Annotated in this window: 21 protein-coding genes and 1 pseudogene; 12 read left to right on the plus strand and 10 right to left on the minus strand. The window is 32.3% G+C overall.

Features of this window, described 5'->3' with window-relative positions; translation table 11 throughout:
- The first annotated feature begins 244 nt into the window (after positions 1-244).
- The 4 genes from murD (at position 245) to AC6EI0_RS05705 (ending at position 2,888) form a co-directional block, all read left to right on the plus strand.
- Positions 245-1,654 (plus strand): UDP-N-acetylmuramoyl-L-alanine--D-glutamate ligase, encoded by a 1,410-nt coding sequence (gene murD / locus AC6EI0_RS05690; RefSeq protein ID WP_498523456.1) that lies wholly within the window; start codon positions 245-247, stop codon positions 1,652-1,654.
- 96 nt (positions 1,655-1,750) lie between these two features.
- On the plus strand, positions 1,751-2,065 hold the full coding sequence (locus AC6EI0_RS05695; RefSeq protein WP_498523457.1) for an MATH domain-containing protein: 315 nt from the start codon (positions 1,751-1,753) through the stop codon (positions 2,063-2,065).
- 107 nt (positions 2,066-2,172) lie between these two features.
- Complete coding sequence (locus tag AC6EI0_RS05700) at positions 2,173-2,595, plus strand: hypothetical protein (RefSeq protein WP_498523459.1); 423 nt, start codon at positions 2,173-2,175, stop codon at positions 2,593-2,595.
- Positions 2,596-2,642: 47 nt separating this feature from the next.
- Positions 2,643-2,888, plus strand: coding sequence for a hypothetical protein (locus AC6EI0_RS05705; protein ID WP_498523460.1), 246 nt, complete (start codon positions 2,643-2,645; stop codon positions 2,886-2,888).
- Here the strand turns inward: AC6EI0_RS05705 and AC6EI0_RS05710 are convergent.
- From AC6EI0_RS05710 to AC6EI0_RS05720, 3 genes are all read right to left on the minus strand, one after another.
- A complete protein-coding gene (locus tag AC6EI0_RS05710; RefSeq protein WP_498523462.1) occupies positions 2,885-3,751 on the minus strand; it encodes an EamA family transporter in 867 nt (288 codons plus the stop codon). The two genes, AC6EI0_RS05705 and AC6EI0_RS05710, sit on opposite strands and share 4 nt — an antisense overlap.
- A 99-nt stretch (positions 3,752-3,850) precedes the next feature.
- Positions 3,851-4,612 (minus strand): GAF domain-containing protein, encoded by a 762-nt coding sequence (locus tag AC6EI0_RS05715; protein ID WP_498523464.1) that lies wholly within the window; start codon positions 4,610-4,612, stop codon positions 3,851-3,853.
- Between the two features lie 217 nt (positions 4,613-4,829).
- Positions 4,830-5,078, minus strand: a complete 249-nt coding sequence (locus tag AC6EI0_RS05720; RefSeq protein ID WP_498523465.1) for a DUF8653 family protein — start codon at positions 5,076-5,078, stop codon at positions 4,830-4,832.
- A gap of 424 nt (positions 5,079-5,502) precedes the next feature.
- Between AC6EI0_RS05720 and AC6EI0_RS05725 the strand changes: the two genes are divergently transcribed.
- The 3 genes from AC6EI0_RS05725 (at position 5,503) to AC6EI0_RS05735 (ending at position 7,143) form a co-directional block, all read left to right on the plus strand.
- Entirely contained in the window at positions 5,503-5,904 is a 402-nt protein-coding gene (locus tag AC6EI0_RS05725; protein ID WP_498523466.1) for a DoxX family protein, read from the plus strand.
- 604 nt (positions 5,905-6,508) lie between these two features.
- On the plus strand, positions 6,509-6,880 hold the full coding sequence (locus tag AC6EI0_RS05730; RefSeq protein WP_498523468.1) for a DUF8671 domain-containing protein: 372 nt from the start codon (positions 6,509-6,511) through the stop codon (positions 6,878-6,880).
- Between the two features lie 68 nt (positions 6,881-6,948).
- Complete coding sequence (locus tag AC6EI0_RS05735; RefSeq protein WP_498523469.1) at positions 6,949-7,143, plus strand: hypothetical protein; 195 nt, start codon at positions 6,949-6,951, stop codon at positions 7,141-7,143.
- Positions 7,144-7,327: 184 nt separating this feature from the next.
- Here AC6EI0_RS05735 and AC6EI0_RS05740 read toward each other — a convergent pair whose 3' ends face one another.
- Genes AC6EI0_RS05740 through AC6EI0_RS05750 form a run of 3 tightly spaced genes read right to left on the minus strand, consistent with a single transcriptional unit; the run spans position 7,328 to position 7,710 of the window.
- Positions 7,328-7,474 carry a high light inducible protein gene (locus AC6EI0_RS05740; protein WP_498523470.1) on the minus strand — a complete coding sequence of 49 codons (147 nt, stop codon included), beginning with the start codon at positions 7,472-7,474 and terminating at the stop codon, positions 7,328-7,330.
- Positions 7,474-7,593: a high light inducible protein gene (locus AC6EI0_RS05745; RefSeq protein ID WP_011294968.1), complete on the minus strand. Its 120-nt coding sequence runs from the start codon at positions 7,591-7,593 to the stop codon at positions 7,474-7,476. Before AC6EI0_RS05745 ends, AC6EI0_RS05740 begins: the two co-directional genes overlap by 1 nt.
- Before the next feature lie 9 nt (positions 7,594-7,602).
- Positions 7,603-7,710 (minus strand): high light inducible protein, encoded by a 108-nt coding sequence (locus AC6EI0_RS05750; protein ID WP_011125327.1) that lies wholly within the window; start codon positions 7,708-7,710, stop codon positions 7,603-7,605.
- A 192-nt stretch (positions 7,711-7,902) separates the two neighbouring features.
- Here AC6EI0_RS05750 and AC6EI0_RS05755 point away from each other — a divergent pair, with 192 nt between their 5' ends.
- From AC6EI0_RS05755 to AC6EI0_RS05775, 5 genes are all read left to right on the plus strand, one after another.
- Positions 7,903-8,124, plus strand: coding sequence for a hypothetical protein (locus AC6EI0_RS05755; RefSeq protein WP_498523471.1), 222 nt, complete (start codon positions 7,903-7,905; stop codon positions 8,122-8,124).
- Between the two features lie 378 nt (positions 8,125-8,502).
- Entirely contained in the window at positions 8,503-9,156 is a 654-nt protein-coding gene (locus AC6EI0_RS05760; protein ID WP_498523472.1) for a DUF3386 domain-containing protein, read from the plus strand.
- 959 nt (positions 9,157-10,115) lie between these two features.
- Positions 10,116-10,310, plus strand: coding sequence for a hypothetical protein (locus tag AC6EI0_RS05765; protein ID WP_498523473.1), 195 nt, complete (start codon positions 10,116-10,118; stop codon positions 10,308-10,310).
- A gap of 45 nt (positions 10,311-10,355) precedes the next feature.
- Positions 10,356-10,679, plus strand: coding sequence for a hypothetical protein (locus AC6EI0_RS05770; protein ID WP_498523474.1), 324 nt, complete (start codon positions 10,356-10,358; stop codon positions 10,677-10,679).
- Positions 10,680-10,866: 187 nt separating this feature from the next.
- On the plus strand, positions 10,867-11,037 hold the full coding sequence (locus AC6EI0_RS05775; RefSeq protein ID WP_269606777.1) for a hypothetical protein: 171 nt from the start codon (positions 10,867-10,869) through the stop codon (positions 11,035-11,037).
- Between the two features lie 47 nt (positions 11,038-11,084).
- Here AC6EI0_RS05775 and AC6EI0_RS05780 read toward each other — a convergent pair whose 3' ends face one another.
- The 4 genes and pseudogenes from AC6EI0_RS05780 to AC6EI0_RS05795 all read right to left on the minus strand — a co-directional run.
- Positions 11,085-11,291 carry a hypothetical protein gene (locus tag AC6EI0_RS05780; protein WP_498523475.1) on the minus strand — a complete coding sequence of 69 codons (207 nt, stop codon included), beginning with the start codon at positions 11,289-11,291 and terminating at the stop codon, positions 11,085-11,087.
- A gap of 338 nt (positions 11,292-11,629) precedes the next feature.
- Positions 11,630-11,797: a hypothetical protein gene (locus tag AC6EI0_RS05785; RefSeq protein WP_498523476.1), complete on the minus strand. Its 168-nt coding sequence runs from the start codon at positions 11,795-11,797 to the stop codon at positions 11,630-11,632.
- Positions 11,798-12,381: 584 nt separating this feature from the next.
- Complete coding sequence (locus tag AC6EI0_RS05790) at positions 12,382-13,635, minus strand: ABC-F family ATP-binding cassette domain-containing protein (RefSeq protein ID WP_498523506.1); 1,254 nt, start codon at positions 13,633-13,635, stop codon at positions 12,382-12,384.
- 171 nt (positions 13,636-13,806) lie between these two features.
- Positions 13,807-14,238, minus strand: a pseudogene (locus AC6EI0_RS05795) (ATP-binding cassette domain-containing protein); the annotation flags it as partial.
- Positions 14,239-14,338: the final 100 nt, after the last annotated feature.

Consider the following 14,338-nt stretch of genomic DNA (forward strand, 5'->3'; position numbering starts at 1 on the left):
AAGCCAGAAGTATTAATGATTCTTTAATCTTACAAGAATCAAGTTGCAAGATTTATTATTAATTTTTTACCTTTAGGGCAGTAAGCACTGTAGTAAAAATGCGTAAATATCTTTGTTTAAGGATGAAAATAATGCAAGCAAAAAAATATTTTATATTAGATAGTAGTCAAATTTTTATGCAAGCAGATTCGTCTTAAGCTAGTTACCAATAGAAAAACCTATTTACATTCAAATCTAAATTAAGTTGTCAAAACAAACACAATCAAATCAAATCCATATTGTCCTCGGACTGGGCAAATCTGGTATAAGTGCAGCAAAGCTGCTTAAATCAGAAGGCAAGGAAGTCTTAGTGTTAGAAAATAATACAAATGAAAAATTAATAAGTATATCTAATAAACTAGAAACAGAAGGAATCAATGTTATCTTACTAGACGAACAACTTAATATTAATAATTTCACGCCCTGGATAGGTAAAATTGATACTATAATTGTAAGTCCAGGAATAGAATGGGAACATAAAGTCCTAAAAGAATTAAGAAGCAAAAACATCAATATTCAGGGTGAAGTAGAAGTGGCTTGGGAAAGATTGAATCATGTTCCTTCAATTGCTATTACTGGCACCAATGGCAAAACCACCGTAACAAATATGCTTAATCATGTTCTAAAATCAAATGGTTTAAATACTGATATGGGAGGCAATATTGGAAAGGCATTATCTAAAATCGCCTTAGAAAGTATAAACAATAATCACCAACATTTGAACTGGCTAGTTTTAGAATTAAGTAGTTATCAAATTGAAGGTTCTCCAAAAGTAGAACCGACAATCGGCATATGGACAACATTTACGCCTGACCATTTAGAAAGACATGGTGATATAGAAACTTATTTCAAAATCAAGCGAAGTTTATTAGAAAAATCATCCATTCGGATTTATAATTCCGATGACAAATCTTTATCTAGGAAAAGAAAAGAATTACCTCAAGGAATATGGGTTGGGATAGAGGAAAGATCATCCTATAATCATCATCCAAGATTCTGGATCGATCGAAAAGGTTATATTTATGAAGAACACAAACAACTATTTCATAACTCGATACTTAAGTTACCCGGCAAACATAACTTGCAAAACCTTTTACTCGTAACAGCAGCAGCAAGAGAAATAGGTCTTGATCATTCATCAATAGCTACAGCCATAAATTCATTTAGAGCGGTACCCCATAGATTGGAATATTTAGGAATCACAAAAAATTTAAGTTTTTATAATGACAGCAAAGCTACTAATTTCGACTCTTCAATAACTGGTTTAAAATCGATTCCCTCCCCGATAATTTTATTAGCTGGCGGCATACAAAAGAAAGGAGATCATCTACCGTGGTTAAAACAAATAAAACAATCTACTAACGGAGTGGTTTTATTTGGACTTAGTGCCAAAAACTTACAGAAAGCATTATTAGATTCTTCTTATAAAGGAGAAGTCATTGTCAAACACAATCTAGAAGAGGCGACACTAGCCTCTATTAATTTAGCCAGGGAAAAAGCTTCCAAAAGCATATTATTATCTCCAGCCTGCGCAAGTTTTGATCAATATCAAAACTACGAAGAAAGAGGTGACCATTTTAAAGAACTAGTCAAAAAATATAGAGATACTCAATGATCTATTTTTTCCAAAACAAATAGATTTGGTCGGAGATCCACCCTTGGGGGAGATTTTCCCCATGATAATTTAAATGTATTCCTTAGAATTTGCACTTTGAACAACAACCAGTTCTCACAAAATGCTATTAGTCATAAGGAATTAAGTGACTTTTTAATCAGAGCCAGAAAAGATATATCTTCATTTGATACCCCTGACAAAAATAAATCGAAGGAAAGTCAAGAATTGATTGATTTACTTGAAGCCTGGACAGAATCAAGTAAAAAGTTGCTACTAATGATTAGCAAGGAACAAAAAGTTTTAACTGAAAACAGAAGTCCTAAATCTCTGATAGCCTTTGGGGCTATGGGAGCCCATATAAATATGGCCTTGCAAGCTCTCAAAGCGACAGAATCTGACCAAGAAGGTTAAATATTAGGAAGTTATTACATAAGAAATTAAAAGAACTAAATGTACTTTTTAAAAAATATAATTAAGTATAAAATCCTTTAAAAAAGGGATTACAGGGATATCTTATTTTGTCCGAACAAAACCAAAATCCACTTGTTCTCGTTCCAGAGTCAACAGCTAAATTGATGAAGTCCATATCAGGCGAAAGCATTGGTTCGGTTGATGATTTAATTTATTGTCACCTATATGGAATTGTAGGTGACTGGTTCCTTTCAGAGATATCAGAAGATAGAGAAAAAGCCTTTGGATTTCAAATAATAAATTCTGAACCTGCTTGGGAAATGGATAATTGGTTAACTAATTCCAGCAAATGGGGAGAAATACCGATAAAAGCACTGCAAGAACTTGTTAATGAAAAATTTTTAAAAGAAAAAGATATTCGTTTTTTAATTACAAGAGATTTATTTTGGGAACCTACAAGGTTCTCAGAAATTAATCTCGATCAAAATACTCTTTTCTATCCAGGTACAACTGATAGAAGTTTATCTTGAATATATGAAAGAATGTATGTCACTTTCATATATAGTTTCTAATTAAAATGAAAGAAATAGACCCCAAAAAAGATCCTCTTTATTTATTAACAAAAGCAGTTGAGAGAGGGGATCCTGAAGTTGGAGAAAAAGTAAAAGATCGCCTTGATAAATCAGATAATCCTTCAGAAATGAGATATTTAGAAGGATTACTTATACTACTAGGTGAGAAACCAGGAGAACTAGAAGATCCACCCGACTTCGAAGATGATCCAGATGAGTATTGGCAAGAGAATGATTACTTTGAGGTCTAAATTAAAGCTATAGCAACTCCAGAAAAAGATAAAAAAGAATAAAAAATTGTTAATTTATTTATTTGATCTCCCTCTATCTTAGAAATAAAAAGCGCAAAAATAGGAGAAAGACTTAACAAAGTCCAACCAATACCTATAGGCAAAAATTTAAAAACTATTTGTTGAAATAGTATTCCAAAATTAGTACCAAGTAAGGTTGATAAAATTAAATTTGAATTCTTATTTTTAGTTATTGATCTATTATTTAGAAGCTCAATAAAATCCTTTTTGAAAATAAAAAATAAAAATATCGATGCTGATAAAAGTCTTATTTCAGTTGTTTGTAATGGAGTTAATTTAGAGCTGATCAAAATTATCCTTGATAATAAGGCTGCAAAAACCGCACAAAATACCGACCCCAATGCGCACAGAATACCAAGAATATTTGTTTCGCTAGCTTCCTCTTTTTGAAATGTGTTTTGACGTACAATCATCAATAAAGAAAAAGATACAATTAGAGATCCTATCCATACTCTTTGAGGATATATCTCATTAATACTCAATGTTCCTAAAATAGTCGCAATTATTGGTGTTAGCGCTTCAAATGAGAGAGTTTTTCTAGTCCCTATTATTTTCAATGAATTTATATACAAGGTATCCCCTATAGAAATACCAACTATTCCACTTATCATCAAAACAAATATAGAAGTTAAATCAGAAAACCAATTTATTGTTAGGGCAACTGGCAAAAAGAAAATTGAAGCAAGAACATTTTTATAAATATTGATTTGCCTAGGTAGCAAGTTTTTAGATTCTCTACGCCAAACAGAACACGCAAAAGTCCAAGATAATACTGCAGATATAGCCGCGATAAAACCAATCATATTTATCTTTTTTTATAAATAAATTTTAAAAGAATTAAATGTTCAGTTCATCAATAGTTTAAGTAGCTACTAACTAAAATAAGCTGGTTTTCTAGTTAACTAATTACTTTTTTTGCATTCTGGCTTGTTTTTCTTACTATTTAAATTAAGTTTGCCATCACTCCAAACTTCTAATACATCAGGGAAATGCTTCTCCATGCATAAATCGCAAATACCATGACTAAAACGAATATCTGCAATTTTTGAAAGGTATTTTTCTAAGTGCTGCCACTCGCCATCAGAATCCCTAACCTCTTTACAATATGAACATGTTGTTAAAATACCCTCAGTGTTATGCATATGGGTAAGAGCATCAAGAAGACGAATAGATCTTTTACGAAGTTCTAATAAAGTCACAACCTGTCTAGACAATGCCTCCATAATTTGATGCTGTTGACCAGACAAATGTCCAGGCTTTCTATCAATCACGCATAGAGTTCCTATTCGCTGATCATTGGGGGTTTGCAATGGAAAACCAGCATACAAACGAATTTTTGGTTCTTCAACCACCAAAGGATTTGATTTAAATCGCTCATCCAACAAAGCATCCTCAACAATCAACGGCTCAGGGCTAGCAATAGCATGAGCACAAAAAGAAACGTCCCTTGATGTTTCTTTCGTCTCAAACCCACACATTGATTTAAACCATTGCTTATCTGTATCAACCAAACTCATTAAAGAAATAGGAGTTCCACAAGTCAAAGAAGCAATTTTCGTTATGTCGTCATAACATTGCTCAGGTTCAGTCCCTAATATTCGATATTCAGCAAGAGCTTTTAATCGCTCTTCTTCTTTGCTTATCTTTGGGGCACCAAAACCCAAAACATTTCCCTAACTATATCTTTTAAGAATAAGTAATCCTCAGTAATAAAAACGAATCTCTTCTCAATAATAAATAATTAAGTTTTCATAAGAAAACCTTAAAAACTTTAAGCAAAATCCAAACTTAAGACAAGAAGAGACTTGCTAGTTAATCTACAAAATCTAGCTTTTGACCATTTTGCTTTTATATAAATTTTGTAAGTACTGATTTATTCATCTAAAAGGTTTTTGTAGTCCTGATTTTAAAACTACTCTTAGTTATCAAATTATCTTCACTAATATCAAGTCCTTTTACACTAGAGATCTCCCCTTTCAAGCCCTCTAGTTGAAGTTGATCAATCATCTGCTGAATAACCTGGCTTTCTACTAATTTCTGATCAATCATTTCTGGAGTCATTTTCTCAAATAATTTACCTGCTTTAGAGGCAACTACATCTGATGCATTAGTAATTTTGAGAAGAATCATAATTAAAGCAAAACTTAGAAAATTGAAATTCAATTCAATTTATTAATAAATAAATATTATATAAATTAATACTTCATCTAATATTAAAGAATTATGGAAATGTAATTCAACTAATAATCAATATAAAAATTTGAATTAAGACCAAGCATATAAAAATCCAAAGTAATGTCATTCCTATTTTATTGTGGAAGGAACCTTTCTTATAAATTGATGGACCTGAGTCACAATCCCTTGTCATTATTAAAAGTAAAACAATCTAAAAATAACATAGCAATAGATTTGCATTTTGATTGCTCAAGCAAACAAGTAATACAATTGAAAATCAAAATTTAAAAAATCGAGAAATATCCACAAAAACAAAATAAATATTACATAATAGTATATTAAAACTTAAACATTAATTTTTTCTCTTAATATTGAGCAAATGAACTTTGAACAAACAAGAAATTTAATTGGTAGAATATTAATCTCAGCTATATTTATTTATGCAATTCCTGGTAAGATATTAAATTTCGAAAGGACAGTTGAGGTTATATCAAATAAAAATATACCTCTTACTTTAGCCCCATATTTATTGCTTTTAGCAATCATTTGCTTGGTTTTTGGTTCGATCCTTTTCATCTCGGGATTCAAGCAAAAATTAGGCGCATATCTTCTAATAATCTTCATCGTACCAACAACCTTTGTATTTCATTTTTCTCCTTTCCAAGCAAAAGCTGTTCTAATGAATGCTGGCCTGATTGGAGGTTTGTTACTCGGGTTAAATAACTTTAAAAGGAACTCACTTAAAGAGATTTTTAATAATCAGAAAATCAAAAAACAATAATATATCTACTTATTTTTCAATTTTTGTTTGATGCCAATTCAACTTAATCTAAATAGAGTTCTCTAGTTTACGCTTTATGGAACAATCTTGAGCAGTTCTTTTAAGGATTTTATACTTTTCAGAGTCCATATCAGATGAATATATATAATTCTAAAGTAAGGTTATTTATTTTTCTCAGACAATCTTTTGACATTATTTTATAAACATCAATAGGAATATTTCCAAGTTCCGATCCTATATGTTTTGCCTCAATACCCATAATCGTTATCACACAAGTTCCCAAAGGAGATGCTAACAAATCAGTTGGGGTAAAATCTTTTCCTTAGCCATCATGGTCTTTGGGTTCATTAGTATGAATCACACACCCTGAAAAGCAATGCTTTGCTTCAGTGCGCAATTCCCCAATATATTCTTCAACTAATTTTTGTAGAGTAGGTATAAGTATCTGTTTAGTTTTTGATTTAAAGGCCTGATCATTAATTTACTTTACCAAATTTATTCGCTAATCAAGTATGAAATAAGTTCCTTTTTCATAGACAAAACAACTATGATGGAAATAAAAAATAATATGGTTTCACAGAAATATTCTCTCATTCTTAAGTAAATGATTTTTATTTCATTGTTCCTTAGTTTACTTATTACTCTTAATCCTTCACCAAGTTTCGATTGCGATGGGAACAGATTAACTGCCGTCATCAGAAACAACTTAAATGGAGATTTTTCAATAACAGATGATATTTCCAATATTGATGAAGGAGCATTTATAGTTCTTAATTGGCGCGATATCAACCTTATGCTCCCAGTATCTTTTAAGGTCGGTGAAATATCTTTCACCGACAAGAAATGGTTATGGAGTTATAAGGATGAAAAAAATGGATTAAGAATGGATGAACCCAGATTTGCTCAACTTTTACCTAATGGAGATATTCAAGAATTTTCTTGTCAAGCTGTTTACCCAGAGGACCTGATTTCGTAAAGAAATTCTTAAGCAGGAAATAATCAAGACATGTAATGGCTAGGTATTAAGTAACTGATAAAACTTAAATGACTGTATCAAGATCAAAGAGATTTGTATTTGTAGATACGAAGCAAAATGTAAATAAAAAACAAGTTTTTATTTTTGGATCAATAATTGCAAGTAGTTGCTTAGGTGGTGCATTCTTAATCGCACTTTATATTGAATATCTTCATAATCCAGCTTTTCACAGTTTTATTCAATCAATGGGGATATTTCTATGAACCTTAAGTTCATCGATGCTAGATATTACTTCTAAACAAAAAGCTCCCATGAATAGGAGCTTTTTGTTTAGAAAATTTATAAATTGTTTTGGATCAACCAGCCAATGGATCGATTTTCAATGACTGCTGATTAAAATCTGAGAACATCAATAATGTGTTCTCGATTTAGATACCTTTTGGACGGTTAAACAAAACCAGGAATAATTTGGCCTGTTGTTGCATATGCACCGATCAAAGCAATACAACCGAATAACGCTGCATACCCGTTAAACCTTTCTGCGGTTAGCTTTTCAGGGTCAATGTTTCTTGTGATGTTTTCTTTCGCAGTCATTACACAACTCCAGGAATAAGTTGGCCAGTAGTTAGGTAGATACCTGTTAGAAGTACGAAAGCCATCATCGCTGGTCTGCCGATGCTTCTTTCCAAGATTGTCTTGTTAGATGGTTGCATGATTAAGATTTAGAAAATACCAGGAATTATTTGTCCGGTTGTTGCATATGCGCCAAAGGCTGCAACGAAGCCAAGCATTGCTGCCCAACCATTAAACTTTTCTGCTTCAGGAGTCATTTGGAAAGGATTGAATATGTAAAGGAATGTAACGAACCATCATATGTTGTTGATGGTGGGCAACCGAACATAATAGTAAAAATTATCAAGTGCATTAGAAAAATCTATATAAAAACAAAATCTGAGTGCTTGTTTTGTCTTTGACACAATCAAAGATGACTATGATATTTGAGAGTTAAATCAATAAGAAATTTGTACGACCCTTCGATTGGACAAGATTCACTCACCCTCATTGATGTTGTAGGCGTATTAATAGGTCATGTCCTTTTTGGAGTCGCTGCTACTCTTTTAATTGATTGGAGTTGGATCCCCTTAAGTGCTCAACAAAGAAAAACTGGTCGATCACTAAAACAAATTAAAAGAAGCTGGGGCTGGGATGAAAAACCCGATAAAAATGATGAACTTCATAGCTAGAAAATAGAAAATCCTTAGCAAAAAACAACGAGTAATCTTTAGGCCCTTTTTGTGTCAAATGATGTGAGTTGATTTGTATCATATAATCTTCAAATTAATAAAAGATCTATTAATAATATAAAAAAATAGTTTTCAATTCAGACGATCTTTTTTTTGATTGCCATCTTGAATGCTCTCTACTATCAAAAAAATTTTTACCCTTAAAAAAATGGAATTAAAAATTAGATCTTGGAAAATCATTTATCTGTTTTTATTGCTTATTACAATAGTTATAGATAATTATAAATAATTTGTGTTTCGTAAATATATTTTTTAGTTTATTAATATTTTTAATTGACTAAAATAATTGACAAATAAAGTTTTGCGCTAAACAACGAAATGACAGGTGAAGATTGTACTCGTCTATTTAAGTCTGCCTATGAAAATAGATACACATGGGAATCAGATTTTTCTGGTTATGAAGGAAGATGTTCATGGACAGATGGCAAAAGAAAATTAGAAGGGTACTTTTGCTTGGGACAAGATTTAAAAGCTACTGTTCAAGATATAGATGACGAAGAAATAAACAAAGCCATTTCTTCACAACTTTGGGAAGTTGCCATTCATCGAGTGAGAAGATCATTTGAACAAACCCATGGTAAAAATACTTTTACTTTTGGGGATAAAAATGAAATCGGCTTAGAAGTTATAGTTGGAGGGAAAAACAAAGGTGACAAATATAGGGTCAAAAACGATATAGTTACAATGGTTTATAGGCATATACATGGGAATCTAATAATTATTCTCACTGAGGATGTCCTTCATACTGGCAATGGCTACTTAAGCAAGAGTTATTCCAGCCAATATCTTGATCCAATTTCAAAAAAAGATTTAAAGGGAAAAAGCTTTTACAAAGATACTTTCATACCTTTATTCAAAGGAGGACCTTGGGTTTTATCTTCCAGAGCTATACATCAAGAATCTTCAAAAGGTTCAGCAATAAATAGACAAGTATTTTCTTTTTCGGAGTTAAAAAGTCTTTGTACAAAGTAATTTAAGCAAACTAAATCTCTGCAGCAATAATGATTTTCATAAAAATATCTAACTAGATTAAACCCGGGATTTATAAATTAACTATTTTCGATTATTAATAAATGGCAAGGACAAGAGGTTTACAAATGCTTAGTGATTTGTCCCTATTCATGTTTTTCGTAAAACACCTCACCTATCCTTTTTAGATGCAGGCGTAAATGTATCAAAGGGGCCGATGTTTTCATCCATCACCAAAATGCCATATCTCCCCTGAGGACGGTGATTTTGAGCAGTATTACATTCATCATCAAATTGAACACCATTTAGTGATTGAAGGTAGTCGAAAATTCACTCTTATCAACCCTAAATTAGATGAGCTACACCATGTTTTTTCAGTAGAGAGATGGGAGCACTTCAAATACTGATTGGTACATGGCCCCCTATCAAAGTCAGATTAAAAAGGCAGTGATCCGTGAGAAACATATTAAAGAAAGATAATCAACGCCTGTAAAAATAATGCAAATTATTGCTTAGTTGCTTTTTTATTTGTTTGTAAATTCCTATTCGTTTTAGCCAGATCAGCCTTGCCTGGATTTGGGATACTGAACTGAGTTAGCATTTCATGAGAATCATGTGAAATTCAAAAAATATTCAAAACTTACACAGAACTAACTATTTATTTTCTACTTGAAACTCTTTTAATGAGTCTCCGTAATAAATCATAGCCAATTGAAGCAAGACCCAATTCATAGCTCTTGACATTGTTATCTCGAAATGGATTCAAATTAAAGATGGCTTATATTTCACAGCCTTGCCATGAGTAATTATTATTTTTAAAGGATTTAAGAATAATACGTTAATAATTTAAGATCAAATCAAGATTCAATTTGGTTATCAAAACAAGTAACGATAAGTAATTATTCAGAGCATTTGTTCATTTTAAATATAAACTTTGCAAATAAAGCAATTAAAGGTATTGCATGGTTTTTCTATCGAATCCACAGGTGTGGCACTTGCCAGGAACTTGGTCTGAGCAACCTATTGATGGCCCTTACTTAGGTATGACTTCAAGTCAATTAAGTTGGGTGGCTGCATCAATTTTGGTAACCTTATTGATTGCTTTTAGTATTTACGTCCTTGAGACGAGCAAGTCAAAGCGTAAAAGAAGTTCTTAGAATATTTAAATAATTAGAATTTACTTACTCGGTAATTAATATTTTATGACATATTTTATTTTATATTTTGCTGGAATAGCCTCAATTTGGTGGGTTTATAAGGTTGGATGGACTGAAGCTCTTAAGACCATTCTCAGTGTTTTAATTCCTTCTTTATTAATTATTCTTTTTAATGTCAAAGCAGGAAGACTAATATTCAAAAATCCCACAGTTGGGATAATAAGTGTTCTTCCCACCGCAATTTTTATTTATCGAGGATCAAAGCCTCTCGTATTTGGAATTAATAGTTGGATAGATAGGAAAAGAAACGAATCTGTTTATTCACAAGAAGTGGTTGATGCCGAAGTGGTTTCTAAAGAGGAAGCATAAGTTTAGATTCCAACAATGTAGTCATAGTGGGAGATCTGAAGAGAAGAAAACTCTCAACCCCTTTATTTGGATCTATTTTCCATCGTAGAAAAGTCAATTCTATTTTGAATCTCAAAAAAATTAGGAGTTTCTTTATTCTTTTATTAGTTATATTTGTTGAACGCTTTGGATAAATGGCAATAATGAAGTGATTAATAATTCAACCATGACAGATAACGAGCCAAAGTGGGATTACACCACCAAAGAAGGAAATTTTGCTGCAGGAGCAGCCGTTGTTGGAGGGAATTTACTAGTTCTTATTATTTACATTCTCTATAGAACGGTTCCCTCTGTTCACCATTTTATTATTGGGAGATAACTCATAATTTTCCTGGGAAACGACTTAGTTGTTGGAGAGCAGAATTCTCAGTATCTTCTGTTATCTGTTGATTGCGACCAGATAAAAGTCAATAAAAAAGCCATTCCAATTAAAGGAAGAAGGGTTTTAATTAAGCCAACTAGAACCAAAACTCCTATTCCTGCAGAGCTATAAATTGCCCATTTAGGAACATATCTACCTGCTCTACTCTCTTTATTACTTGCAGGAGGAATTACTTCTGGATCAATAGTCATTTCAACTGAAACAAATCAAGCTTTAATCAGAATAAATTCATTCAAAAGGAAAACAAGCCCCCAATGGATACTGTAATCATGAGAATTTTTTGCTAACCATACCTCCATATCTAAGTTTAATGAAGCATCTATGTTTTTTTAGTTTCTTCAAATAATCCCAAAAAAGTCCATACTATTAATGAAACAAGTCCCATTAGCAAAGACAAGATGGCAAAAGTAAATTTCCCTAAAAAAAGGACTGCAATAGCTGTTGTTATGAAAATTAAAGAAAAAATTAGATAAGTATTGGCAGGGATTTTTTTTAGTAACTCCATCATTCATCTATTAAAACATATTTATTAAAAAGGAAACTCAGATTTTATCCATAAGGCAGAAGTAACTTTCATAAGTAACCACATAACTAAAGCGCCCTCAAGAAAGCCAAACCAATAAAGGGCGTAATTAGATATCCCCATTTCTTTTTGAGCACGTTCAACAAATGATTTATGCCATTTAATCAACTTCACTATTCATCTGTATACATAGAATTATTATAGTTAAAAGCAGCAAATAGCAACTTCTTTAGGACAATAGCATCTATTATTCATGCGAGATGTTTTTCTATTCAACAGTTCTTGGACTAACGAACTTAAGTCAAACATAATAATTTTATTGAATTAATAGCTACTAAAATGAGTCATTTAAAAACTTATAAAAATATCACTCTAGGGATTTAACTAATTCAGCGAGCGTTAATTGGCATATAAATAATATAATCTCATTCTAACAATATTGATATATTAATATACCTTAAATTATTAGGTGCATGAATTGATTTTAAATCATCAATGCACATACAAGTGAGCTTTCTCTGAAACTTTGAATCAGAATTAAACTAAACATAAATTTTCCATTGAAATACATATTAACCAGGTTATAGACTCCCATCCCCATCCTGTGGCTTGAGTCGAACTAAGGTCTAAATAGGCAAATCGGACGATTGAGGAGCAAAAGCCACATCGCTTTCCCAGTATCAAAAAATCAAGAAGATCAATGGTGACAATTTGGTCTAAATCTGTTTTTCGTCTCCATAAGAACAATTACGTTGTTATTAGGTTAGCTCAGACAACTCACTTAGCTCAATCCATCTATCCTCATGCTCTTGTATAGCTTCAATAAGCTCTGCTAACTGATGACTAATTTCACTAATGTCTTCATCACTATCAGTTATTTTTTTTTCTAAAAATATTTTCTGTTTTTCTAACATAGGAAGTTTAAGATCTAGTTCTTTTAATTCTCTAGCTTCTTTAAAACTCAATTTTCTGACAGTTTGTTGAGGGTTTGATTTATTTTCTGATCCAACCTTGTTATGTGAATTATTAACTATCTGATCTCGTTCTTTGGCTTCTTTATTTCGCTCCTCTAATATTTTTTGTTCCAAAAATCGAGAGTAATTACCTTCATATCTTCGTAAGTGACCATTTTCAAAATGAAAAATTCGATCAATAGTTCGATCAAGAAAATATCTATCATGCGATACGACTACGACGCAACCTTTGAAGTCCTCTAGAAAATCCTCTAACACGCTTAGTGTTTGTATATCTAAATCATTCGTAGGCTCATCAAGTAACAATACATTGGGAGCTTGTATGAGCATTTTACAGAGAGCAAGTCTTCTTTTTTCTCCTCCTGAAAGTTTAAGTAGAGGACTATGTTGCTGACTAGGTGGAAAGAGGAATTTTTCTAAGAGTTGAGATGCGGTTATTTGTTTTCCCCCATGTTCAATTCGTAATGCAGCTTCCTCCACGAATTCGATAACTTTGCGCTGTTGGCCTCCCCCTTGATTTAAATCATTGGTATGTTGGTCGAGATAGCCAATATGAACGGTTTCTCCAAGTTTTATTTTCCCACTAGTAGGCAATCTTTTACCTGCAATTAGATCTAAAAGAGTTGATTTACCACTTCCATTTGGACCAATGATACCTACACGATCCTCAGGACTAAAGCTATAAGTGAAATCATGTAAAAGATCCAAATTATTTTCTTTATCATTTAAAGAGAGTCCTACACCTTCAGCTTCAATTGCGATTTTTCCAATTCTTCTACTCAATGAATTCATTTCTAATTTAGCTTGGAAATGATTTTTAGGTTTCGCTTGCATTTCAGCAATCCTTTGAATACGTGCTTTTTGTTTTGTGCTTCTTGCTTTGGGACCTTGTCTTAACCAAGCTAATTCCTTTCTTAAAACACCCTGAAATTTTTTCTTTGTAGATGCCTCTGATTGTTCTTGTTCAACTTTTTGTTGAAGAAATTGGCGATAATTTCCGGAATACTTGCGAGCTTCTCCATTATTGATTTCAACCATCCGAGTAGTAACACGATCAAGAACATATCTATCGTGAGTTATCAAGACAAGAGCGCCGTCATAATGGTCTAACCAATTTTGAAGCCATTCCACTGCAGATGCATCGAGGTGATTAGTAGGTTCATCAAGAAGCAAGACATCTGGTTTAGATACAAGTGCAGCGGCAAGTCCCACTCTTTTGCGGTAACCACCAGAAAGCTCTTTTACTGGCTTATCTAAATCTTTTATACCTAGTCTTCTTAGAACATCTTGGCATTGTTGTTCTAGATTCCATGCCCCTGCGACATCCATAAGTTCACTTGCCTGGCCAAGTTTTTTCAAAAGGTCTTCATCTTCTGGGTTTTGAGCGATTTTTCTACTTAACTGACTGAAATTAATTAATAATTTTCTTTTTTCTCCACACCCTTCAAGAACTTCTTCCAAAATACTTTTTTGACTGTTGTAACTTGTTTCTTGCCCAACTAAAGATATCCGCAAAGATGATAAACATCTCCTTTCTCCTTCCATCAATGGTTCTACTCCTGCAATGACTCTCAAAAGTGTTGACTTCCCAGATCCATTGGGACCAATCAAACCAAGTCTCTCTTTTTTATTTATATGAAGATCTAAATTTTTAAAAAGATTTTTTATTCCAAAGTCTGTAGAAGCATTAACAAGACTAATCAACACAGCTTACGTCCTCTTGTCTATAACTAAAGCCAAC

The organism is Prochlorococcus sp. G5PB11 (genome assembly GCF_059772425.1).